Annotated in this window: 17 protein-coding genes; 8 read left to right on the top strand and 9 right to left on the bottom strand. The window is 65.0% G+C overall.

The features are described from left to right. Window positions 1-37: 37 nt before the first annotated feature. Window positions 38-1,072 carry a substrate-binding domain-containing protein gene (locus EP237_RS16305; RefSeq protein ID WP_071691154.1) on the bottom strand — a complete coding sequence of 345 codons (1,035 nt, stop codon included), beginning with the start codon at window positions 1,070-1,072 and terminating at the stop codon, window positions 38-40. Window positions 1,073-1,227: 155 nt separating this feature from the next. Here EP237_RS16305 and EP237_RS16300 point away from each other — a divergent pair, with 155 nt between their 5' ends. Further along, window positions 1,228-2,433 (top strand): ROK family transcriptional regulator, encoded by a 1,206-nt coding sequence (locus tag EP237_RS16300; RefSeq protein WP_127561966.1) that lies wholly within the window; start codon window positions 1,228-1,230, stop codon window positions 2,431-2,433. Between the two features lie 2 nt (window positions 2,434-2,435). Here EP237_RS16300 and EP237_RS16295 read toward each other — a convergent pair whose 3' ends face one another. From EP237_RS16295 to EP237_RS16280, 4 genes are all read right to left on the bottom strand, one after another. Beyond that, window positions 2,436-3,398 carry a KpsF/GutQ family sugar-phosphate isomerase gene (locus EP237_RS16295; RefSeq protein ID WP_127561965.1) on the bottom strand — a complete coding sequence of 321 codons (963 nt, stop codon included), beginning with the start codon at window positions 3,396-3,398 and terminating at the stop codon, window positions 2,436-2,438. 306 nt (window positions 3,399-3,704) lie between these two features. After that, window positions 3,705-5,396 carry a choline dehydrogenase gene (gene betA, locus EP237_RS16290; RefSeq protein ID WP_127561964.1) on the bottom strand — a complete coding sequence of 564 codons (1,692 nt, stop codon included), beginning with the start codon at window positions 5,394-5,396 and terminating at the stop codon, window positions 3,705-3,707. A gap of 145 nt (window positions 5,397-5,541) precedes the next feature. After that, window positions 5,542-6,273 carry an NAD(P)-binding domain-containing protein gene (locus EP237_RS16285; protein WP_127561963.1) on the bottom strand — a complete coding sequence of 244 codons (732 nt, stop codon included), beginning with the start codon at window positions 6,271-6,273 and terminating at the stop codon, window positions 5,542-5,544. 1 nt (window position 6,274) lies between these two features. After that, the gene (locus EP237_RS16280; protein WP_127561962.1) at window positions 6,275-8,320 is read right to left on the bottom strand and encodes an NADH:flavin oxidoreductase; all 2,046 of its coding nucleotides are present in this window, start codon (window positions 8,318-8,320) and stop codon (window positions 6,275-6,277) included. Window positions 8,321-8,419: 99 nt separating this feature from the next. Here EP237_RS16280 and EP237_RS16275 point away from each other — a divergent pair, with 99 nt between their 5' ends. Next, window positions 8,420-9,052, top strand: coding sequence for a TetR/AcrR family transcriptional regulator (locus tag EP237_RS16275; protein WP_127561961.1), 633 nt, complete (start codon window positions 8,420-8,422; stop codon window positions 9,050-9,052). Between the two features lie 44 nt (window positions 9,053-9,096). Beyond that, the gene (locus tag EP237_RS16270) at window positions 9,097-10,776 is read left to right on the top strand and encodes an ABC transporter permease (protein WP_127561960.1); all 1,680 of its coding nucleotides are present in this window, start codon (window positions 9,097-9,099) and stop codon (window positions 10,774-10,776) included. 93 nt (window positions 10,777-10,869) lie between these two features. Here EP237_RS16270 and EP237_RS16265 read toward each other — a convergent pair whose 3' ends face one another. Next, complete coding sequence (locus tag EP237_RS16265) at window positions 10,870-11,886, bottom strand: extracellular solute-binding protein (RefSeq protein ID WP_127561959.1); 1,017 nt, start codon at window positions 11,884-11,886, stop codon at window positions 10,870-10,872. Window positions 11,887-12,066: 180 nt separating this feature from the next. Here EP237_RS16265 and EP237_RS16260 point away from each other — a divergent pair, with 180 nt between their 5' ends. From EP237_RS16260 to EP237_RS16245, 4 genes are all read left to right on the top strand, one after another. Further along, complete coding sequence (locus EP237_RS16260; protein ID WP_127561958.1) at window positions 12,067-13,242, top strand: MFS transporter; 1,176 nt, start codon at window positions 12,067-12,069, stop codon at window positions 13,240-13,242. 121 nt (window positions 13,243-13,363) lie between these two features. Further along, entirely contained in the window at window positions 13,364-14,854 is a 1,491-nt protein-coding gene (locus EP237_RS16255) for a SulP family inorganic anion transporter (RefSeq protein WP_420812530.1), read from the top strand. A gap of 11 nt (window positions 14,855-14,865) precedes the next feature. Continuing rightward, window positions 14,866-15,717: a universal stress protein gene (locus EP237_RS16250; RefSeq protein WP_127561957.1), complete on the top strand. Its 852-nt coding sequence runs from the start codon at window positions 14,866-14,868 to the stop codon at window positions 15,715-15,717. 65 nt (window positions 15,718-15,782) lie between these two features. Next, window positions 15,783-16,757 (top strand): ornithine cyclodeaminase family protein, encoded by a 975-nt coding sequence (locus EP237_RS16245; RefSeq protein ID WP_127561956.1) that lies wholly within the window; start codon window positions 15,783-15,785, stop codon window positions 16,755-16,757. Window positions 16,758-16,761: 4 nt separating this feature from the next. Here the strand turns inward: EP237_RS16245 and EP237_RS16240 are convergent, their stop codons facing one another. Together EP237_RS16240 and EP237_RS16235 are read right to left on the bottom strand one after the other, a co-directional pair. After that, complete coding sequence (locus EP237_RS16240; protein WP_127561955.1) at window positions 16,762-18,441, bottom strand: DUF6504 family protein; 1,680 nt, start codon at window positions 18,439-18,441, stop codon at window positions 16,762-16,764. A 361-nt stretch (window positions 18,442-18,802) separates the two neighbouring features. Then, complete coding sequence (locus EP237_RS16235; protein ID WP_127561954.1) at window positions 18,803-20,152, bottom strand: lytic murein transglycosylase; 1,350 nt, start codon at window positions 20,150-20,152, stop codon at window positions 18,803-18,805. A 154-nt stretch (window positions 20,153-20,306) separates the two neighbouring features. On the opposite strand from EP237_RS16235, the gene EP237_RS16230 reads away from it, so the two are divergent. Next, window positions 20,307-21,095, top strand: coding sequence for a sulfotransferase family protein (locus tag EP237_RS16230; protein WP_127561953.1), 789 nt, complete (start codon window positions 20,307-20,309; stop codon window positions 21,093-21,095). On the opposite strand, the gene rnr is transcribed toward EP237_RS16230, so the two are convergent. Beyond that, entirely contained in the window at window positions 21,092-23,347 is a 2,256-nt protein-coding gene (gene rnr, locus EP237_RS16225; protein ID WP_127561952.1) for a ribonuclease R, read from the bottom strand. The two genes, EP237_RS16230 and rnr, sit on opposite strands and share 4 nt — an antisense overlap. Between the last annotated feature and the right edge of the window lie 13 nt (window positions 23,348-23,360).

The following is a 23,360-nucleotide window of genomic DNA, read 5'->3' as shown; positions in this document are numbered from 1 at the left end:
GGCGGCACAAGCGGCCGCCCCGGGAGAGTTGCAGGGATCAGCCCCAGCAAAGTTCCAGTGCTTCTTCCGAGGTGATCGACTCGATGCCCTCGACCGGGCTGTCCGTCACCAGCATCACGCCGGTGTTGAAGAAGTCGAGCCCTTCGGAGTTCTCGGGCAGGCTGCCGTCTTCGGCATACTGGGCAATCGCCTCGATCCCGAGCGACGCCATGCGCAGCGGGAACTGCATGGAGGTCGCGCCGATGACACCGGCGGCCACGTCGCGGACACCGGCACAGCCACCGTCAACCGAAACGATCAGCGCCTGGTCCTGAAGACCGAAGGCCTGAAGCGCGGCATAGGCACCGGCAGCAGCGGGTTCGTTGATGGTGTAGACCACGTTGATCGACGGATCGATCTGGAGAAGGTTCTCCATCGCGGTCCGGCCGCCTTCTTCGTTGCCGTTGGTGACGTCGTTGCCGACGATCCGTTCATCGGTTTCGTCGCCGATGTCGGTCGGGTCCATCACGTCGATGCCGAAACCGGTCAGGAAGCCCTGATCGCGCAGGTAGTCGACCGACACTTCCGAGGGGTTCAGATCCAGCAGGCCGATGCGGGCATCTGCGGCAGCGTCGCCAAGCGTGGCAGCGGCCCAGGCACCGATCAGGCGGCCGGCTTCGAAGTTGTCGGTCGCGAAGGTTGCGTCTGCGGTGTCCGCAGGCTCGAACGGGGTGTCGAGCGCGATGACCAGAAGGCCAGCTTCACGCGCCTGACCGATAACCGGCGCAAGAGCGCGGGAGTCGGACGGCGTGATCAGGATGCCGGATGCACCGGCGGCAATGCAGGTTTCAACCGCTGCCACCTGGCTTTCAACGTCGCCGTCGATAGCGCCAGCGTAGGTTTGCAGGTTGATGCCCGCGGCCTCGGCGGCCTCGGTCGCACCTTCACGCATCTTCACGAAGAACGGGTTGGTGTCGGTCTTGGTGATCAGGCAGGCGGTGATCGCGTCACCATGCGCATCTGCATGCGCTGCCCCGGTCATCGCCAGAGCGGCCGCACCACCCATCATAAGGGCCTTGAAGGTCTTGGTCATGTCTTCCTCCCAGAAAGTATCAAAGAAGGGCGCCTCATCGCCCCATGGCCTCTTGAATGCCTCGACTCCCGGTCCGCTGTCAATAAATAAATCACTCTTATTTAATTATTGACGTCTTGCCTTGCGCCTCACAATATCCCAGTGGGGAGATAACCATGACCGACACCACTGAAAAACCGGCGCAGGCTGTTGCCAGCAAGGAAACGCGCGGCACGAATCAGACCGGCATGCGGGCGCAGAACGAACGCCTTGTGCTGACCCTGATTCGCCGCCATGGCGCGTTGGCAAAGGCCGAGATTGCCCGGTTGACCGGGCTGTCGGCGCAGACCGTATCGGTGATCATGCGCAGCCTCGAAGACGAGGGGCTGCTGCTGAAAGGGGAACCGATGCGCGGCAAGGTCGGTCAGCCCTCGGTGCCGATGCGGCTGAACCCTGAAGGGGCCTATTTCCTTGGCCTAAAGGTCGGTCGCAGGTCGGCAGAGATGATCCTGACGGATTTTCTGGGCCAGATCATCGCGCGGCGAAAACAGATTTATGCCTATCCTGATTTCAGTGACGTTCTGGCGTTCTCTCTGGACGCAGTGGACGAGCTTCGACTTTCCCTGCCCGCCGATCAGCGCCCGCGCATTGCCGGGCTCGGCATCGCTATTCCGTTCCAGTTGTGGGACTGGGCCCGCATGATCGGCGTGGAGCCGGGCAAGATGGCCGCCTGGCAGAGCCGTGATCTGCTGGTGGAACTGTCGGGCGCGCTGGACATGCAGGTCTATCTTCAGAACGACGCCACATCCGCCTGTAGTGCAGAACTGGTCTTCGGCACCGGCGAACAACCCGCGAATTTCCTGCATATCTTCATAGGCTTCTTCATCGGTGGCGGGGTGGTTCTCAATGGCACGCTGTTTACCGGTCCGACGGGCAATGCCGGGGCCATCGGCCCGATGCCGGTGGTGGACCTTGGCGGGCAGCAACGGCAGCTGATGGACCTCGCGTCACTGGTGGTGCTGGAACGCCGACTGACCGAGGCAGGGCTGGATAGCGGAATGCTGTGGGACAGCCCCGAGGGGTGGGACATGCCCGAAACCTTGCTGCACGAATGGACGGCAGAAGCTGCGCATGCCATCGCACGAGCAGCCCATTCCGCCATGTCGGTGATTGATTTCGAGGCGGTCAAGATCGACGGATGGATGCCGGAAAACCTGAGAAACGCGCTTGTTTCCGAAGTGCGGGCAAGCTTTGACAGGCTCGATTTCACCGGGTTGGAACGGCCCGTTGTCGAAACAGGCACCGTCGGCGCCGATGCGCGGTCGCTCGGCGCGGCCAGCCAGCCGCTGCTTGGGCGGTTCCTGATCGGCTATACGATCTGACGTCAGAGAACTCCGGCGCGCAGGCAGTCGTGGATGTGCAGAAGGCCGAGGGGTGTGCCGGTTTCATCCAGCACGAACAGCGCGGTGATGCGGCCGGACATGAGGCCCACGGCCTCGGCTGCCAGCGTATCGGGGGCGATGACGCGGGGATTCTGCGTGGCGACCTGACCGGCGGTCTTGCCCATCAGCCCCTCCATGTTGCGCCGCAAGTCTCCGTCGGTGACGACCCCGGTCAGCCTGCCGCCCTCGGTCACGCCCGCGATGCCGAAGCCCTTTTCGGTCATCACCAGCAGCACATCCGGCATGGCCATATCCGAGGGCACCAGCGGCAGGGCCGTGCCCGAATGCATCAGCTGCGCCGCCGTCGCCAGCTGCGCGCCAAGCTTGCCGCCGGGGTGGAAGGTGCGGAAGTTTTCCGCCACGAACCCGCGCCGTTCCATCACCGCCACGGCCAGTGCATCGCCAAGCGCGAGCGTCAGCGTGGTCGAGGTGGTAGGCGCCATGCCGATGATGCAAGCCTCTGGTTCATTTGGTAAAATCAGCCGCAAATCGGCAGCTTTCATCAGCGTGCTGTCGGGGTTTTTCGAAATTCCGATCATCGGGATCGAGAAGCGGGCCACATGGGCGACGATGTCGCCCAGTTCCGAGGTTTCACCGGAATTCGAGATCAGGATGCAGAGATCCTCTGGCGTGATCATGCCCAGGTCGCCATGGCTCGCCTCGGCCGGATGCACGAAATAGGAGGGTGTGCCGGTTGAGGCGAGGGTGGCGCTGATCTTGCGGGCGATATGGCCGGATTTGCCCATGCCCGACAGGATCACGCGGCCCTTGACGTCGAGGATCGCCTCTACCGCGGCCTCGAAATCAACGGGCAATGCATCGGCCAGGCGAGCCACGGCCTCGCCCTCTATGCGCAGGACACGGGCGGCGGTTTGGCGGATCAGATCGGGATCGGGGCGGGTCATGGGGAGAGGATTAGCCTATCTGCGGGGCGAAGGTCAGGGGAAATCTATCAGGCAAAATGCCCGTCACCGCCCGTACACCCCCCGTACACCCCCTGTACACCCCCCGTGCAGACAGGAGGGCGGTTTCGCCGCCTGCCGGCGTCGACCGGGGAGCGGCCCTCCTCAACCCCCCGCTTGCGCGGGAGGCCTCGTCAGGCCGCGTTGCCACGGGCATTTTGAGAGGGTCATGCGAAAGGCCCGGCGGAGCCGAGGGTGGCGAGGTCGGGACGCCTCCGGCGGAGGTATTTTTGCCAAGCTGAAACAGGCTCAGGGTCGCCGGGCTGCGGCCTTGACGGTTGTCTGCCAGTCGGGGTGGATCCATGGCGCGCGGTTGGAGCGGGGCAGCATGCCCTTGCCGAGGATGTGGTCGGCCGCCTTTTCACCCGTCATGATCGAGGGCGCATTGAGGTTGCCATTGGTGATGCGCGGGAAGATCGAGCTGTCAGCGACGCGCAAGCCATCCACGCCGATCACGCGGGCCTGCGGATCGACCACGGACGTCGGGTCGTCCGTGGCCCCCATCTTGCAGGTGCCGCAGGGGTGGTAAGCGCTTTCGGCTTCTTCTCGGATGAACTCGTCCAATTCGTCATCACTCTGAACATTTGACCCTGGCTGAATTTCCTTGCCGCGATAGGGGTCGAACGCGGGTTGGGCGAAGATCTCGCGCGTGAGCCGAATGCAGTGGCGGAAATCGGACCAGTCATCGGGATGCGACATGTAGTTGAAGAAGATATTGGGTGCGTCGTTCGGATCGCTCGATGAGAGCGTGATCGCGCCGCGCGACTTGGATCGCATCGGGCCGACATGGGCCTGGAACCCGTGGCCCTCGGCGGGGGCGGTGCCATCGTAGCGCACGGCCATGGGCAGAAAGTGATACTGGATGTCGGGGTAGTCCACGCCGGGCCGCGACCGCAGGAAGGCGGCGCTTTCAAACTGGTTGGACGCCCCGAGGCCGGTATGGGTGGCCAGCCACTGGGTGCCGATGACGCCCTTGCTGATGAGGTTCCAGTATTTGTAGAGCGTGATGGGCTGGGTGCAGGCCTGCTGGATGTAAAGCTCCAGATGATCCTGCAGGTTCTGGCCGACGCCGGGGCGGTCAGCGATCACCTCTATCCCGTGGTCTGCCAGATGGGCGGCGGGGCCGATCCCGGACAGCATCAGGATCTTGGGCGAGTTGATGGCCGAGGCCGCGACAATGACCTCTCGGTTGGCCTTTACCACCTCGATCCGGCCATTGCGGTCGATCTCGACCCCGGTTGCACGGCCCTCTTCGATGATGACCCGGCGCACATAGCAGCGCATGAGGTTGCAGTTGGGCCGTTTCAGCGCGGGCTTCAGATAGGCATTGGCCGCCGACCAGCGCTGGCCCTGCCAGACGGTCTGTTCCATCGGGCCGAAGCCTTCCTGCTTCTCGCCGTTATAGTCATCAGTCAGCTCGTATCCCGCCTGCCGCCCGGCCTCGACAAAGGCCTGGAAGAGCGGATTGGTGCGGGGGCCGCGCGTGACATGCAGGGGGCCACTGGTGCCGCGCCAGGACGGGTCGCCGCCATGGCCGCCATCGTGCCAGTTTTCCATGCGCAGGAAATAGGGCAGCACGTCGGCATAGGCCCATCCGGTGGCGCCGCTGTCGTTCCAGTAGTCGTAGTCGCGGGCATGACCGCGCACATAGACCATGCCGTTGATCGAGGACGATCCGCCGATGACCTTGCCGCGCGGGCAGACGAGGCTGCGACCCCCCAGATGCGGCTCTGGCTGGGTTTTGAAGCCCCAGTCATACATGGCCATGTTCATCGGATAGCTGAGCGCGGCAGGCATCTGGATGAAGGGGCCCTTGTCCGACCCGCCATATTCCAGCACCAGCACCGTATGCTTGCCGTCCTCGGACAGGCGATAGGCCATGGCCGATCCGGCGGAGCCCGATCCGATGATCACGAAATCGGCCTGCTTCGCCGTCGTCATGTGCATTGTCCCTGTCACTGTGCCCGCCTGACGTCAGGTCCGGGCATCCCCTGCCCCGCAGGTTGCCCCGGCGCGGACCGGGCGCGGGGAGGATTTGCGACTGATTTTCCCGAAAATACGACGGTTGGGGCCGGGGGGTGCAACGTCAGTCCCCGCGCGCCGCGAGCGCTTCGAGGCCGCGCGCCAGTGCCGCTTGCATACCTTCGGCATCCATGTGCTCGCGCAGGCGCGCGTTGTAGCCACCGGGGGAGCTCAGTGCCTGCAACAGCGGCGCAAGGTCGTTTGACATCAGGTTTGACCCGACCAGCACGCGCAGGAAATCCTCAGCCTGTGCGGGGTCGCTGACCTTTGGCGCGATCCACTGTGCGGCATCGGCAACCAGTTTGACGGCGGGCGACAGCACCGCCTGCGCCGCCAGGTAGGCCATCATTTCCGCGTCGTTTTCGACGGAATAGACACTGTTTTCGGGCGTGAAGAGCGTGTCGATCAGATCGGTCTGTCCCAAGGCAATGATGGGAGAGCCCCCCTTGGCGATGCCGGGAAAGGGCAGCATCAGAGCAACCGGCGTGGCGGGGGCAAGCATTGGCTCGAGCGTTTCCAGCGAAACGCCCGCGATGAAAGAAATCACCCTTTGACCGGCGTGAAAGTGCAGCGTCGGCAGCACGGTGGCGGCCTGATCCGGCAGCAGCCCAAGGAACAGAATGTCGCTGGCATCGACCACGCCCTGATTGTCCGCAACCGAAACGCCAAAGCGTGCGGCCAGATCGGCGGACCGTGCGCGGCTGCGTTCCGAGACGGTGATCTGGTGGCCGTCGCCTGCGATCCCTTCGACGACCGCGCTGGCGATGGTGCCAGTTCCGATGAAGCCGAGTTTCATGTCAAAGATCCTTCATCAGTCGCAACGCATCATAGATCGCCGCGTGGGTATTGCGGGAGGAAACCGCATCGCCGATGCGGAAAAGCTGGAAGGTGCCCTCGGGGTTCGTGCGGATCGCCTGCGGGCGGCCATTGAGGAAGGCATCCTGATCCAACTCGCCCCGGTTCACCGAGTCTTCCTTGAGGTCGAAATAGAGATCGGCCAGAGGCCGGGTGCCGTAGTTCACCACGATCTGATCGTAACGCCGCTCATCGGTGTGGCGGCTGTAGTCGGTGCCGATGGTGGCGACCAGCGCATTGCCATCCCGGCGCACGCCCAACAGGCGGCGGGTGACGGTGAAGGTGGTCTTTTTGTCCTGCAACGCGCGCATGTAGGGGACGAGGTTCATCCCCATGATCTCTGGCGCGAAGCTGCGGTCGGGGGTCATGATTTCGACGGTCGATCCGGCGCTGGCGGCGACCTCTGCCGCCATCAGGGCCGGGTGGTCGCCCGCCTCATCATAGATCAGCACATTGTCCGCCGGGCGCACATCGCCCGAGATCAGATCCCACGCGCTGACCACCAGATCGCTTTCACCCCGCTGTTCGTGTAGCGCGGTGGAGGGCAGACCGCCTGTGGCGACGATGACGATATCGGGCTCTTCGGCGCGGATATCCTCGGCCTCAGCCCATGTGTTGAAGCGGAATTCGACGTCGCGGGCGGCGCATTGGGCCATGCGCCAGTCGATAATGCCGATCATTTCCCGCTTGCGGGGGTTCTGCGTGGTCAGCAGCACCTGCCCGCCGGGGCGGTCGGCGGCCTCGAACACCGTCACGCGGTGGCCACGTTCGGCGGCGACCCGGGCGGCTTCCAGCCCGGCAGGGCCAGCGCCCGCGATGACCACGTTCTTGCGGTCGTCAGTAGCGGAAATCACCTGCGGCATGGTCAGTTCGCGGCCCGTGGCCGGGTTGTGGATGCACAGCGCCTCGCCCCCGCCATAGATGCGGTCGAGGCAATAGGTGGCCCCGACGCAGGGGCGGATGTCATCCTCGCGCCCCTCGATGATCTTCCGCACGATATGCGGGTCGGCCATATGCGCGCGGGTCATGCCGACCATGTCGAGCAGGCCCGCAGAAACCGCATGGCGGGCGGTGGCCACATCGGGGATACGCGCGGCGTGGAAGGTCGGCATTCCGGTTTCCGCACGGATCGACCAGGCAAGGTCCAGATGCGGGGCGGAGCGCATGCCCTGAATGGGGATCATGTCGGTCATTGCCGGATCGGTGTGGATGCGGCCCCGGTTCACGTTGAAGAAATCGACCTGGCCCGTGTCGCGCAGTAATTTGGCGATCTCCAACCCTTCCTCAGGGGTGATGCCACCCGGCTCCGCCTCATCCGCGCCGAGACGGATGCCGACGATGAAATCCTCCCCTACCCGCGCGCGGACCTCTGACAGAATATCCAGCGTGATCTGAAGACGCGAGCGCAGGCTGTCGGCGCCATATGGCCCCTCCAACCGGTTGGTCAGCGGCGACCAGAACTGATCCTGCAAATGGCCGTGCGCGATCAGCTCGATCCCATCCATGCCGCCCGCCTGCATCCGTTCCGCCGCGTCGCCATAGTCGCGGATCACGCGGGCAATGTCCCAATCCTCCATCATCTTGGGGAAGAAGCGATGCGCCGGTTCGCGGTCGTCGGTCGGCCCGATGGAGGGCAGCCAGTCGCCCTTGCTCCACCCCGTCCGGCGGCCCAGATGGGTCAGCTGGATCATCGCCGCGCAGCCATGCTCGTGCAGCCCGTCGGTCAGCCGTTTGATCCACGGCACGACCTCATCGCGATAGGCCAGAACATTGTTGAAGGCCGGCGGAGAGTCGCGGGACACCACGGCCGATCCCGCCGTCAGCGCCAGTGCCACACCGCCCTTGGCGCGTTCCACATGATAGGCGCGGTAGCGGTCTTTGGGCATGCCGTCCTCTGGGTAGGCCGGTTCATGCGCGGTGGTCATGATCCGGTTGCGAAGCGTCAGGTGTTTCAGCTGGTAGGGTTGCAGCAGGGGATCGTTGCTCATGTCCGGCCTCTCGCGGGTGATCAGGATGATGGTTCGGGGGAATCGACATACCTGTCAAGTTGATTGCCGGGGGCCGGGGCAGCATGCTACCGCTGGCGCATGACGATCCAGAAACCCGACAAGTCCCATGGCTGGCGCGGCTCTGCCGATCTGTGGATCGACGCAGGATACCAGCTGCTGATCGACGGCGGGGTCGAGGCGGTGAAGGTGATGCCGCTGGCCAAGGCGCTTGGCCTGTCGCGAACCAGTTTCTACTGGCACTTCCCGGACCGGGACGCGCTGCTGGAGGCGATCATCGACCGGTGGGAGGCGAAGAACACCGGCAATCTGGTGGCCCGCTGCAATGCCCCCGCCGGGTCGATCTGCGCCGCGATCTTCAACCTGTTCGACTGCTGGATCGACGAGGACCTGTTCAATTCCCGTTTCGACCTGGCGATCCGCAATTGGGCCCAGAATGACGAGGCGCTGATGGCGCGGGTGAAGGCCGCTGACACTGCGCGGCTGGCCGCCATGCGCGCGATGCTGGAACGCCACGGGCAAAGCCCTGCCATGGCCGCGACACGGGCCAATACGATGATCTTCACGCAGGTGGGCTATTATACCATGCGGTTGGGGGAATCGGTGCCGGACCGGCTGGACCGGATGCCGCCCTATGTAGAGGTTTTCACGGGCGAGGCCCCGAGCGAGTCGGAAATCGCCGAATTCTTCGCCCGCCACGGGGCGAAACGCTAAGGCGTGCTTGTGCCTTTCCTACCCCTTGGCCTAGATGCAGCAGTATGAAACTTCGCCGCCATAACTCCGGTCACTGGATGGCTGTCCTGGCCTGGCTTGCTGCCGGGCTGTGCCTGCTGCCGATTGGCGCGGTGACATTGGCGGCGCTGACGGGCGGGCTGGAAACGGTCACCGATCTCGCGCAGACCGTGCTGCCCCGCTACACCCGCGCGACGTTGACCATGGTGCTGATCGTGGCCACCGGAACCGCCGTGATCGGGACCGGGACCGCGTGGCTGGTGACCATGACGCGCTTTCCCGGCCGCCGGGTGCTGGAGATCGCGCTGGCCCTGCCGCTGGCCTTCCCGGCCTATGTGCTGGCGTATGCCTATACGGATTTCCTCGACCATCCGGGATGGGTGCAGGCCACCCTGCGGGACCTGACGGGATGGGGGCCACGCGATTACTGGTTCCCGGAAATCCGGTCGCTGCCCGGTGCGGCGATGATGCTGACTCTGGTGCTGTATCCTTACGTCTACCTGCTGGCCCGCGCGGCGTTCCTGCAGCAAAGCGCCACCGCCTATCTGGCCGCCCGCACCCTGGGCCGAGGCCCGTGGAGCGCGTTTTTCCGCGTGAGCCTGCCGATTGCGCGGCCTGCCATCGCGGGCGGCGTGTTGCTGGCGATCATGGAGACCATCGCAGATTTCGGCACCGTCAGCTATTTCAACGTGCAGACCTTCGCGACCGGCATCTATCAAAGCTGGTTTTCCTTCGCCGACCGGGGGGCTGCCGCGCAACTGGCCTTGTGCCTGCTGATGGCGGCCTTGGTTCTGGCCGCACTGGAACGGCGGCAACGCGCAGGACAGCGTCATCACGGGGCCGGGCGTCGCTTCGAGGTGCTGGACCCGCCCGTGCTGCGCGGCGGGCGCGCGGCGCTGGCGGTGATCTTCTGCGCCCTGCCCGTGGTTCTGGGGTTCCTGTTGCCGGCCGGGCTGTTGGTCTGGATGGGGCATGACAGTTTCGGTATCATTCTGGGCGACCGCTACCTGGGCTTTCTGCAGAACTCGCTGACGCTGGCGTCGGTCGCGGCGCTGTTTACCGTCACGGCGGCAGTGTTCCTGGGCTTCAACGCGCGGCTGCATCCCAACCGGGCCAACAAGACCGCCATAGGCATCGCGGGGCTTGGCTATGCGGTGCCGGGCGGCGTGATCGCCGTTGGCCTGATCGTGCCCTTTGCGGGCTTTGACAACGCGCTCGATGCCTGGATGCGCGAGACCTTCGATATCTCGACCGGGCTCTTGATCACCGGGTCGATCTGGCTGCTGGTGATGGCCTATATGGTACGCTTCATGGCCGCCGCCCTGTCGGCCTATGACGCGGGTTTGTCCACCATCAATCCCAATATCGACGCTGTTGCGCGGACACTTGGACGATCGCCCTCGACCATGCTGAGGGGCGTGCATCTGCCGATCCTGCGTCCGAGCCTGCTGACCGCGCTGCTGATCGTCTTCGTCGATGTGATGAAGGAACTGCCCGCGACCCTGATCATGCGGCCCTTCAACTATGACACGCTGGCGGTGCAGGCGCATCGGCTGGCGGCGGATGAGCGGCTGGCGGAGGCGGCGGTGCCGAGCCTGGTGATCGGCCTGGTGGGGCTGTTGCCGGTGATGATCCTCTGTTGGGGTCTGGGGCGCGAGGACCGGACGGAAGCCGAGTTCATCCCTGATCCGCAGATTGCGGAGTGACAGGAAGAATTTTCCAGAAAATTCTTCTTGTCGCGACGTGAAAAAAGGGCGCCCGGGATGGACGCCCTTCCATTCTGTGCGCGGCGTCGGGCTTTACGGCCAGCCGACCTGATTGAAGATGCGCTGTGCGGTGGCAAGATTCGCCGCCACGTCCGACAAGTCGATATCATCGGCCACGAACGCACCCAGACCGGCCAGCTCCTCGACCATCTCGACCCCTTCGACCGCCGGATATTCGTTGTTCCCGGACGAGAAATAGACCTGCGCCGCATCCGAGGCGAGATATTCGAGGAAGGCGACGGCCGCATCCCGGTTCGGGGAATGCACGGCCACGCCGGCCCCGGACACGTTCATATGCGCGCCATTGCCGTCCTGATCGGGGAAGACATAGCCGATCACATCCAGATGCTCGGTCACGCCATCGACCTGATCGCGCAGGGACCGGACATAGTAGTAGGTGTTCGACACCGCCACACCGCATTCGCCCGAGGCGACGCCGCGGATCTGGTCGGTGTCGCCCCCCTGCGGCGAGCGGGCGAAATTGCGCACCACGCCCTCGGCCCAGTCACGGGCGGCCTCTTCGCCCTCATGGGCGATGATCGAGGCCAGCAGTGTCTGGTTGTAGGTGTTGGTCGAGGATCGGATGCAGACCAGACCCTCATAGGCGGGATCGGCCAGATCGGCATAGGTGGCGGGGGGCGTGTCCACCAGATCGGTGTTGTAGAAGAGGATCCGCGAGCGCTGAGAGAAGCCGAACCAGCGGTTCTCTGCATCCTGAAGGTTGGCGGGAACACGCGCTTCCAGAATGTCGCTGTCGACCGGCTGCAGCAACCCGGCGTCGACGGCGCGGTTCAGGCGGGACACGTCGACCGTGATGAAGATATCGGCGGGAGAGTTGCGGCCCTCGGCCTGCATGCGCGCCATCAGTTCATCCGCGTCGCCCTCGATGCGGTTGATGGTGATGCCGGTCGCGTCTTCGAAGCCGGAATACAGCGCCTCGTCGGTGTCATAGTGGCGAGACGAATAGATGTTCAGCTCCTGCGCGGTGGCCATGGTTGCGGTGCTGGCAAGGATGCTGGCGGCGAGAAGGGTGGAAATCGGTCGGGTCATTCTGTCAGTCCTTGTCCGTCCTTGTTCGATAAACCGAGTATTTCACTCGGATAAGCGCGGCATATCACGCTCGTTCGGCGAGTCAAGCTATTCCCTATCAAATTACTCGGAATACGTTCCCGCTTGTGCACGTGTTAAGCTTCGGTGCACTGTATCCCTGCTTTCAAGAGGGAGGAAAGCGTGACCCCCGGCATGATCTTCCTGGTGCTGGCCTATGTGCTCAGCCAGTTCTACCGCGCCTTTCTGGCGGTGCTGTCCCCGGTTCTGGGGGTCGAGATCGGCGCGGGCGCTGAAGACCTCGCCATGGCCTCCGGCCTGTGGTTCGTGGTCTTCGCCGCGATGCAGATCCCGGTTGGGTGGGCATTGGACCATATCGGGCCCCGGCTGACCTCCTCGGTCCTGCTGGCTGTGGGGGGCGCGGGTGGCGCGGCGATCATGGCGATGGCGCAGGGGCCGGGTTGGGTTGCTGTGGCGATGATGCTGATCGGGGTGGGCTGTTCGCCGGTTCTGATGGCGAGCTACTACATACTTGCGCGCGACTACCCGGCTGCCGTCTTCGCCACCTTCGCGGGCGTCATCCTGGGCACCGGGTCGCTTGGCAATATCGGCGCGGCCCTGCCGCTGGCATGGGCGGTGGAATCCCTCGGCTGGCGCGCGACCATGTGGGGCATGGCCGCCGTCACGCTGCTGATTGCGGCGGCACTGGCTGTCTTCGTGCGCAACCCGGCCAAGGCCGATCAAAGCCAGAAAGGATCGCTGCTCGACCTGCTGAAAATCCCGGCCCTGTGGTTCATCCTGGCGATCATGTTCGTGAACTATGCCCCGGCGGCGGGCATCCGGGGCCTGTGGATCGCCCCCTATCTGGGCGATGTCTATCAGGCCGAGATCGGACGGATCGGCACTGCGTCACTGGTCATGGGGCTGGCGATGATCGCGGGCAACTTCTGTTTCGGGCCGCTCGACCGCGTGTTCGGCACGCGCAAATGGGTGATCCTTGCCGGTAACCTCGTGTCTGGCCTGGCCTGTCTGGCGCTATGGGCCTGGCCGGATGGGTCCGAGATCCGGTCCATCGCGGTGATGGCCGCTGTGGGGTTCTTCGGAGCGACCTTCCCCGTCATCATTGCCCATGGCCGCAGCTTCGTGCCGCCGCATCTGGTGGGCCGGGGGGTGACGTTGCTGAACCTCTTCGGCATCGGCGGGGTGGGGATCATGCAGTTTGCCAGTGGCCCGGTCTTTGCGCGCCTGTCCGTCGGGGCGACCCCGGCAGAGGCCTATAGCCAGCTTTTCGGCCTGTTTGGCCTGATGATCCTGCTTGGCTGCGTGGTCTACCTGTTCAGCACCGACCGCACCGGATAGCCCTTTTCCGCAGCGCATAACCGGTTTTCGCCGCATTGCGGCGGGAAACGGGTGGCTTTCAGGGGCCATGACAGGTATGGCCGCGTTCAAACGCGAACAATCCCTGACGGAGACCCCCCACATGTCCCCGGACTTCCTTCCCCGGATGCGGGCCGAATGGCTTGGCAACATCCGTGCCGACCTGCTTTCCGGTCTTGTCGTGGCGCTGGCGCTGATCCCCGAGGCCATTGCCTTTTCGATCATCGCGGGCGTTGACCCCAAGATCGGGCTCTATGCCTCGTTCTCCATCGCCGTGATCACCGCCATCGCAGGCGGGCGGCCCGGCATGATCTCTGCCGCCACCGCCGCGACCGCCGTTCTGATGGTGACGCTGGTGCGCGATCACGGGCTGGAATACCTGCTGGCCGCGACGATCCTGGCAGGCGTGTTGCAGGTGGGGGCCGGGATGCTGAAACTGGGCGCGGTCATGCGCTTCGTGTCGCGGTCCGTCATGACGGGTTTCGTCAACGCGCTGGCGATCCTCATCTTCATGGCGCAGCTGCCGGAACTGATGGGCGTGCCGTGGATGACCTATGTGATGGTCGCCGCCGGGCTCGCCATCATCTACCTCTTCCCCTATGTCACCACAGCGATCCCCTCGCCGCTGGTCTGCATCATCGCGCTGACCGCCGTGGCGCTGACCTTCGGGATGGACCTGCGCACCGTGGGCGATATGGGCGAGCTGCCGGATACCTTCCCGGTCTTCCTGCTGCCCGATATTCCGCTGAATCTTGAGACGCTGATGATCATCCTGCCCTATTCGGCGGCTGTCGCTGCCGTGGGCCTGCTGGAATCGCTGATGACTGCGCAGATCGTCGATGATCTGACCGACACCACGTCGGACAAGAACCAGGAATGTATCGGCCAGGGTGTGGCCAATTTCTGCACCGGGTTCATTGGTGGCATGGCCGGTTGCGCGATGATCGGTCAGTCGATGATCAACGTGAAATCCGGCGGGCGCGGGCGGCTGTCGTGCTTCGTGGCTGGGGTCGTGCTGTTGCTGCTGGTGGTGCCGTTCGACTTCATCGTCTCGGTCATTCCGATGGCCGCGCTTGTAGCGATCATGATCATGGTCTCGATCGGGACGTTCAGCTGGTCCTCGATCAAGGATCTGCGCACCCATCCGCGCTCCTCCTCCATCGTGATGCTGGCGACCGTTATCGTGACCATCTACACCCACAACCTCGCCATCGGCGTTCTGACCGGCGTGCTGCTGTCGGGCATCTTCTTTGCCGGTAAGATCGCGCAGCTTTTCGCCGTCACGTCCGAGCTGTCGGAGGATGGCAAGACCCGCACCTACCACATCCACGGGCAGCTGTTCTTCGCCTCGGCAGACCAGTTCGCCGCCGCCTTCGACTATGGCGAGGTTCTGGAAAATGTCATCATTGACGTCACCCGCGCGCATATCTGGGACATTTCTTCGGTTGCGGCGCTGGACATGGCCGTGCTCAAATTCCGCCGGGATGGGGCCGAGGTCGAGTTGAGGGGCATGAACGAGGCGTCTTCCACCATCGTGGACCGGCTGGCGGAACATGACAAACCGGGCGCGATGGACCGCCTGATGAGCCACTGAGGAGGCCCCGCATGAGCAAGATCATCGCATTGGTGGATGGCTCCATCTATTCCGAAAGCGTCTGCGATCACGCCGCTTGGGTGGCCAAGGGCAAGGGCTGGCCGGTGGAGGTCATCCATATCCTGGGCCGCCGGGATGAAAGCGCCGATCCCCGCAATCTGTCTGGCAATATCGGCCTTGGCGCGCGCACAGCACTGCTGAATGAACTGGCGGATCTGGATGCGCAACGGTCCAAACTGGCGCGCAAGCGCGGGCAGGCGATTATCGAGGACGCGTCCGAACGGATCAGCGCCGAGGGCGTCGAGGTCACGGGCCGGTTGCGGATCGGCGATCTGGTCGAAACCCTGCGCGAAGCCGAGGCCGACGCCGATCTGGTTATCGTCGGCAAACGCGGCGAGGCCGCCGATTTCGCGTCGATGCATCTGGGCAGCAACCTGGAACGCGCGGTGCGGTCTTCGACCAAACCCGTTCTGGTCGCCTCTCGCGCGTTCCAGCCGGTCAAGAAGCTGCTGGTGGCCTTCGACGGCGGCCAATCCGCGCTGAAAGCGGTGGACCATATCGCGCGGTCAGAGCTGTTTGCAGGCCTTTCCATTCATCTGCTGACGGTCGGGTCCGAGACCACAGAGGCCAAACGCGCCATCGAAGGCGCGGCGGCGCTACTGAAAGGCGCGGGCTACGAGGTGACGCAGGAGATTGTTCAAGGCCAGCCCGAAACCCAAATCGCGGAACGCGCCGAGGCCCATGATTTCGATCTGCTGATCATGGGCGCCTATGGCCATAGCCGTATCCGCAACCTTTTCATCGGATCGACCACGACCGAGATGATCCGCGCCTGCAAGGTGCCGGTGCTGCTGTTCCGGTAACGCCCTTTCGCCCTCGCCCGATTCCCCCTATCGTCCAGAGAACAGACGACGAGGGGAGAGGGTCGATGACAGGCAATTCGGACAGGTTTCTGCTGCTGTCGGACAGCGTGCTGCAGGGGCTCGGCATTTCGGGAAACGAGATTGTCGATGCGATCGAAGCCGCCATCCTTCAGGACGCGGCGGGCCAGATCCTGACCGCGCCGAAATCCGCCGTGGTGCCCGAGGGCGGGCGCTACATGATGACGACGCTCTCTACCTCTGACGCGCCCGACCTGACCATCGTGAAATCGGTCATGGTCAGCCCTCGCAACCCCGACCGGGGCCGCCCCGGCATCGACGGCGCGATCCTGCTTCAGGACAGCGAAACCGGGCAGATGCGGGCCCTGGCAGAGGCGGGCTGGATCACCGGGGTGCGCACCGCAGGCCTGTCTGCCGTCGCCGCCCGCAGGCTGGCCAACCCGGCCTCGCAAAGCATCGCCTTCATCGGCTGCGGGGTGCAGGCGCGTAGTCATCTGGCGATTTTCAACGATCTTTTCCCGCTGTCTTCGATCCGGGCTTATGGGCGCGGGCAGGCCAATATCGACAAGCTTTGCGATATGGCGAAGGGCCTGGGTCTGTCTGCCGAGGTGTTCGACGACCCCCGCGCCGCCATCGAGGGGGCCGATCTGATCGTGACCTCCGTCACCCTGAATTACGAGATCGAGCCCTTCCTGAACGCCGACTGGATCAAGCCCGGCGCCTTCGCCACCATCACCGACCTCGCCCTGCCCTGGCGGCAGGACAGCATGGGGGCCTTCGGGCCGCTCTTCGTCGATGATCTGGTGCAGGAGGAGGCGAGCCCGAAAAAGCTGGTCGATCCCTCGCTGGTCAAGGGCGATCTCAAGACCCTGCTGACCTCTGGCCCGGGGGAGTTTGCCGATGACGCCCGCCGCGCCTTCGTCTTCCGGGGCATCGCCATCGGCGATTTCGCCATTTCCCGGCTGGCGTACTTGCGCGCGGTCGAGGCTGGCGCGGGGCAGGATGTGGGCTGGCAGGGCTAACAGATCAGCCGAAATCCCCCTGGCAGAACCAGCCGCCCGACACCGCGCCCCCATGGGCGTAGAAGAGCCACAGCCGTTCCCCGGTTTCGGTTTCCACCCGCCAGTAGTCGCGCACGCCGCTGCGCCAGTTGGGATCGTCCAGCCACCATTCCGGCGCGATCCGCTCCGGCCCCATGCCACCAAGCGTCGCGAAATTCCGCCCCCGCCAGCGGAACTGTGCGGGCAGGTCGGGCCGGTCCTTGGCCTGCACAGGCTCGGGGCGGAACAGCGTCAGGGGCCGGGGCCGGGGGCAACGCGGCCAGTCTGTTGCAGGCTCTGACCATGCGGCGGCCAGCGTGCTGGAGGTCTTTTCCGGGATATGGCTTTCGGCCGGGTGCTGGCGGGTGATCGCCTCCAGCCCCACGCGGGCACCGATCCGGCCCATCAGATCCTCCAGCCCCGTATCGCGTCCCTGCCGCGCGGCGGCCTCCTCGGTGGCGGCCAGCCCGCCCTTCAGCTGCCGGGCATGAACAGGCTCCGTGACCGAGGCCACCAGCCGCAGCGTGTCGATGCCGAAACCGGGGTCGATATCCCCCAGCTTCATCGCCAAGAGCGGGCGGATGCGGTCGGGCTCCGCCCCCGGACGCGCCAGCCCCACCTCGACGGCCTCGGTCCGCCCTTCGGCCAGCATCAGTTCCAGCCGCACCCGCCGCGCACCGCGCCCCTTGGCGCGCAGCTTGTCACAGAGCGGCGGCAGCAGCCGGTCGATCCCGGCCAGAATATCCTCCTCCAGCCCGATCGGGTCCGGCAGGCTGAGGCGCAGCGCAAAATGGGTCTCGGGCCGGGCGGGCCCAATCGGTTCCGGCTCCAACCCCAGAGCCTGATCCAGCCGCCGCACCACCCCCTGCCCGAAACGGCGGGCCAGGGTCGCCCGCGGCGGCCCCAGCAGATCGCTAATCCGGTGCAGCCCCAGCCGGGTCAGCCCCGCCACCGTCGCGGGGTCCAACCGTAGCGCCGCAATGGGCAGCCCCCCGATGGCGGCCCGCGTCTGTCCCGGCGGGGCAATGGGCAGCGCGCAGCCGGTGACGGGACGCGGGGGGGCCGCGCCCCCCTTGGTCCAGTGCCGCCGCTTGCCCGCGCGCGACCGGGTCGCCCGCGCTTCCTGGTCGATGGCATCCCCATTGCGCGCACTCACCGCGCCCTGACCGGCATAGCGCGCCAAAGCCCAGGCCGCGCCGCCCGTATCCGCCAGCCCCGCCCGCACCGTCAGCCGCAGCGCCGCGCAATCGGCCTCCACCTGTGCGATCAGCCCCGCCTCGCCGCCGAACAGATGCGCGCAGCCCGACAGGTCGATCATCAGCCCCTCGCGCCCCTCCTCCGACACCCAGGGGGAAAACTTGCCCGCCCAGCGGCGCAGCAATGTCAGGAAAGCAGCCTCGCGCAGCCGGTCCGCAGGCCGCGTCTGCAACTCGGGGCACAGCGCGCGCGCCTCGGCCAATGGCAGGCCAGGTGTCAACCCCGCCGCAGAGGCCTCAAGCGACAGCGAGGACAACACCCGCGCATTGCCCACCTCCTCGACCACGGCCAAAGGCCGGTCGCACAGCCCCCGGTCCAGCCGCTGCAGATACTCGGCGGCCAGCCGTGGGAACCACAGCGACAGGATCCGGCGGCGCGGATCGGGGTGGTTGGGTGCAGTCGGGGTCATGTGGCAGCATGATGTTCATGTTATGTTCCATATGTAGCGCGCAGCAGGGCCGGAGTCGAGTCCACCCCCATGTCATCCTTGCCCCATGGAAATGCTCTCCAGCCTCACCGCACGCCATGGCGACATGCAGGTGCCGGACCGGGCCCCGTTGCCGTCGGTGATGCGGTCGGGGTCCAAATCTGAGCATTCATCTTGGTCCAAATACCTCCGCCGGAGGCATCCCGACCCAACACCCCGCGCAACAGCGGACCTTGACCACCGTCCCTTTCAAAACTCCCGTAGCAACGCGGCCCGAGGAGGGCCCCGAAGGGGCTTGACGAGGGCCGCCCCCGCCGCGACCTGCCGCGCAGGGCGCAATCCCTCAACCGCGTCGCAACCGACGCAGAAGGGCCTCCGACGCATATCCGTCCGGCACCAGACCCTCAGCCGCCTGATACTCCCGCACCGCCTGAATGGTCAGCGGCCCGACGATGCCGTCAATCCGCTCGGTCGAAAACCCCGCTGCCGTCAGCCGACGCTGCAGCTCGAACCGTTCCTCGTTTGTCAGCGCCCGGTCCTGCCGGGGCCAGCCGCCGCGAAAGGCCGGCCCACCGCCGATCCGGTCGGCCAGGTGGCCCACCCCGATCACATAGGCATCGGCCGGGTTATAGGTCTCGATCACGTGGAAATTTCCGTAGATCACCAGCGCCACGCCGGTATGGCCCGCCGGCAGCAGGATCGAGGAGGGCCCGTGTTCCGGCACCCTGCCGCCGCCCCGCGCCAACCGCACGCCAAGGGCATTCCAATGGGTGGCATCGCGCTCGATCAGCTCGCCGCTTTGAGTGAAATCGAAGTCTTCCGGCAGCTCCACTTCCAGCGCCCAGGGTTGTCCGTGGGTCCAGCCGTTTTCCGACAGATAGCGCGCGGTCGAGGCCAGCGCGTCAGCAGGATCATCCCCCCAGATATCGCGCCGCCCGTCGCCGGTAAAATCCACCGCATGGGCCAGGAAACTGGTGGGCATGAACTGTGTGTGCCCCATCGCGCCGGCCCATGATCCCTGCATATGGCCGGGGTCGATATCGCCCGCCTGCAAGATGCGCAGCGCCGCCAACAGCTCGGTCTCGAAGAACTCCGCCCGGCGGCCTTCATAGGCAAGCGTCGCCATCGCCTCGATGATCGGCACCGATCCGCGGAAGCTGCCATAGGCGCTTTCCAGCCCCCAGACCGCCGCCACGATCTCGGCCTCGACCCCATAGCGCCGTTCGATCGCGTCCAGCGTGTCGCGATGCTCCCGCAGGGCCGTGCGCCCGTTGGCAATGCGCGTATCCGACGCGGCGCTGTCCAGATAATCCCACAAGGTCCGCGAGAATTCCGACTGGTTGCGGTCACGCTCGATCACCCTTTCATTCAGCGTCACGCCGGCGAAGGCCCTGTCGAGCGTCTGCTGGCTTATGCCTTCCGCGCGGGCACGGCGTGAAAACTCGGAAACCCATGCCCGGAAGCCCGAGGAACTGACCGGCTCGGCCAGTGGCGTTTCGGGGCGGCTGGCCAATGTCACCATGCGCATGGCCGGACGCAAGGACACGTCTACCGCCAGCCTGCTTGGCGTCACGCTGGACAAGCTGTCTTCCGCCGGGCGGGGCAATGGCCGCATGGTGGCCGTGGGCGTCGCCCCGGCAGCACTTGCCGCCAGAACCAGGATTGCGGTCAGGAATAGTTTCGGCGTCAGCATGCTCGTGCCTGTTTGATTGCTTGTCCCGCACTATACGCGCTTGCCGGTTTCGAAAGAAGCACCGGCCCCACCCCTTCGGCGGAGCCTCGCCGGCAAGTCTCTGCCAACACCGTTACCAAAAGCTGAACAGCACAAAAGCACTTGCGCCCGCCTCATGGCCGGATATCTCAGGGGGATGTCGATTAATCCTGATTCAGAACGCCCGATCGTTTTTCTTCATCTGCCCAAAACAGGTGGTCAGACCATTCACCACAGCGTCGGCGCGCTTGTGGGGGCACGGAACATCTCGCCCTACCGTCTGCAATCCCATGTTCGGGATGGGGCGACCTTTCCGCCGGAATACCGCATGCATTCGGGCCATCTGCACTGGCGCGAGCTGGAAAACGTGCCCGGCGATCCGTTTTCCTTCATGGTTCTGCGAGACCCTCGTGAACGGCTTGGGTCCTTCTTCTTCTTCATGCGGGAAGAAGCGCGCAGGTCCCGCGATGCCAATGGGGTGGACTCCCTGCCACCAGCACAGCGCGTCCTGCTAAACGGTGCTTCGGCGCTTTTCTTTTCCAAGGACCCGCAAATTCAGCTGGCCGTGCGGGAAAGGTGGTCCAATCTGACCCTGACCTATCTGGCCCTGCGCAGTCTCATCCGGCGCGGAACCCTCGCAAATGCCCCTGTGGCCGACCTTCTGTCGCTGGCTGAGGAAAACAGCCGCAAGTTAACCGCGATCTACCGGTTCGGGGAGTTCGAGAAGATCGAGGATGATATCGAAGCGAGTTTCGGGACACGACCGGATATCGTGACCAAACACGCCAATCCCGGCCCGCTGGATCGCTCCCGCAGCCGCTGGCAGGCGCTTCTGGACGAATTGGACAGCGATGCACAGCGCAGCGAGATGGAGCGCCACGTTGCCGAGGATCTGAACGTGATGGAGCGGATCACCTTCCGCTAGCGGCGCTTGCGCAGCACCTTCTTCTTGACCTTGGCGGCCTTGGCCCGCGCCTTGCCCGCCTTTCGCCGTGGCCCCGCCCCGCGCCCGTGGCGTGCCCCGCGCGGTACGGATTTCCCGTCGATCTCCACCAGTTCCAGCGTCATGCCGCCGGTGACCGGCACCGCCTCGGCCAGTTTCACCATGACCCTCTGGCCGATGCCGATGGTCAGGCCGGTATCGGCCCCCACCAGCGTCTGCGCCTCGGCGTCGTGGTGGAAATACTCCCGACCGAGCGCCCGCATCGGCAGCAACCCGTCCGCGCCCGTGTCATCGAGCTTCACGAAGGCCCCGAACCGGGCAATGCCGCTGATCCGGCCAGTGAAGGCCTCGCCCACCCGTTCCGACAGATAGGCTGCCAGATAACGGTCGGTGGTGTCGCGTTCGGCCATCATGGACCGGCGCTCGGTATCCGAGATGTGCTTGGCGATGTCGTCGAGCCGCTCGATTTCCTCGGCCGACAACCCGTCGCGCCCCCATCCATGGGCAGAGACCAGCGCACGATGCACGATCAGGTCGGAATAACGCCGGATGGGCGAGGTGAAATGGGCATACGCCTTCAGCGCCAGCCCGAAATGGCTGAAATTCTGCGGGCTGTAATAGGCCTGCGTCATCGACCTCAGGGTCGACATGTTGATCAGCTCGTCGAACTCGGTGCCTTCTGCGGCGGCGAGAAGGCTGTTCAGATGCCGGGTCTGCAGCACCTGCCCCTTCGCCAGATTGAAGCCGCTGGCCTGCGCCGTTTCACGAAGCGCGGAGATCTTGTCGGGGTTCGGTTCTTCGTGCACCCGGAACAGAAGCGGCGTTTTCAGGCGGATCAGTTCCTCGGCGGCGGCGACATTGGCCAGCACCATGAACTCTTCGATCAGCTTGTGGGCATCCAGCCGATCCTTGAAGGCGACCGAGGTCACCTGCCCCTCATCGCTGAGGATGATCTGGCGTTCCGGCAGATCCAGTTCCAGCGGCTGGCGTTTCGCCCGTGCCAGTTTCAGCGCGCCATAGGCGGCGAAGAGGGGTTTCAGGACCGGATCGACCAGTGGCGCAACCTTGTCATTTGGGTGCCCGTCGATGCCGTCCTGAACCTCCTGATAATTCAGCGAGGCAACAGACCGCATCAGCCCGCGCACGAAGCGGTGCCCGATCTTCTCACCTTGCGCGTTGATCACCATGCGCACCGCCATGCAGGCACGCGGAACACCTTCATGCAGGGAACAGAGATCCCCCGACAGCCGGTCGGGCAGCATCGGCACCACCCGGTCAGGAAAATAGCTGGAATTGCCACGCTTGCGCGCCTCACGGTCCAGAGCAGAGCCGGGGCGCACATAATGGGCCACATCGGCGATGGCGACCCAGATCACGAACCCGCCGGGGTTCTTCGGGTCGTCATCTTCATGGGCAAGGCAAGCATCGTCGCGGTCGCGGGCGTCGACCGGGTCGATGGTCAGCAGCGGCATGTCGCGCAGGTCTTCGCGGCCAGACAAACCGGCAGGCTTTGCCGCATCGGCCTCGGCGATCACGTCATCGGGGAAATCGTCAGGAATGCCATGCTGGTGGATCGCAATCAGCGACACCGCCTTGGGCTGGCTCGGATCGCCAAGCCGCTGGACAATGCGCGCCTTTTGCAGACCCATGCGCCCCTTGGGGCCGGATTGCTCGGCCTCGACCAGTTCGCCATCCTTGGCGCCCTCGGTTGCAGCGGCGGGCACCATCCATTCCTTGTCCGACCCCTTGTCGATCGGCACGATCCGCCCGCCCTCGGCCCCCTTGCGGAAGATACCGAGGATCTTGCGCGGGTTGGTGCCGATCCGCCGGATCAGCCGGGCGACATATTGGTGATCTTCGCCCTCGACCTCCTGCATCCGCGCCAGAATGCGGTCGCCTTCCCCAAGCGCAGGGTCGGTTGCCTTGGCGCTGAACAGGATACGCGGTTCCGGCCCCTCGCCCAGCCATTCCAGCGGGCGGCAGAACACATCGCCCAGATCATCGGGCGCCAGCACCTGCAACACCGCGACAGGCGGCAGCCGGTCCGGATCGCGATAGGTCTTCTTGCGCTTTTCCAGATGGCCCTCGGCCTCCAGCTCCTTCAGGATGCGCTTGAGGTCGATCCGCGCCGCCCCCTTGATGCCGAAGGCTCGGGCGATATCGCGTTTCGAGGCATGGCCGGGATTATCGGAAATCCAGGCGAGGATCTGGTCTTTGGTGGGGATCTGGCTCATGCAATTGGCCTAG

The sequence above is a fragment of the Nioella ostreopsis genome (assembly GCF_004000255.1).
GTDB classification, from domain to species: domain Bacteria; phylum Pseudomonadota; class Alphaproteobacteria; order Rhodobacterales; family Rhodobacteraceae; genus Nioella; species Nioella ostreopsis.
This window is presented reverse-complemented; position numbering and strand designations above follow the sequence as displayed.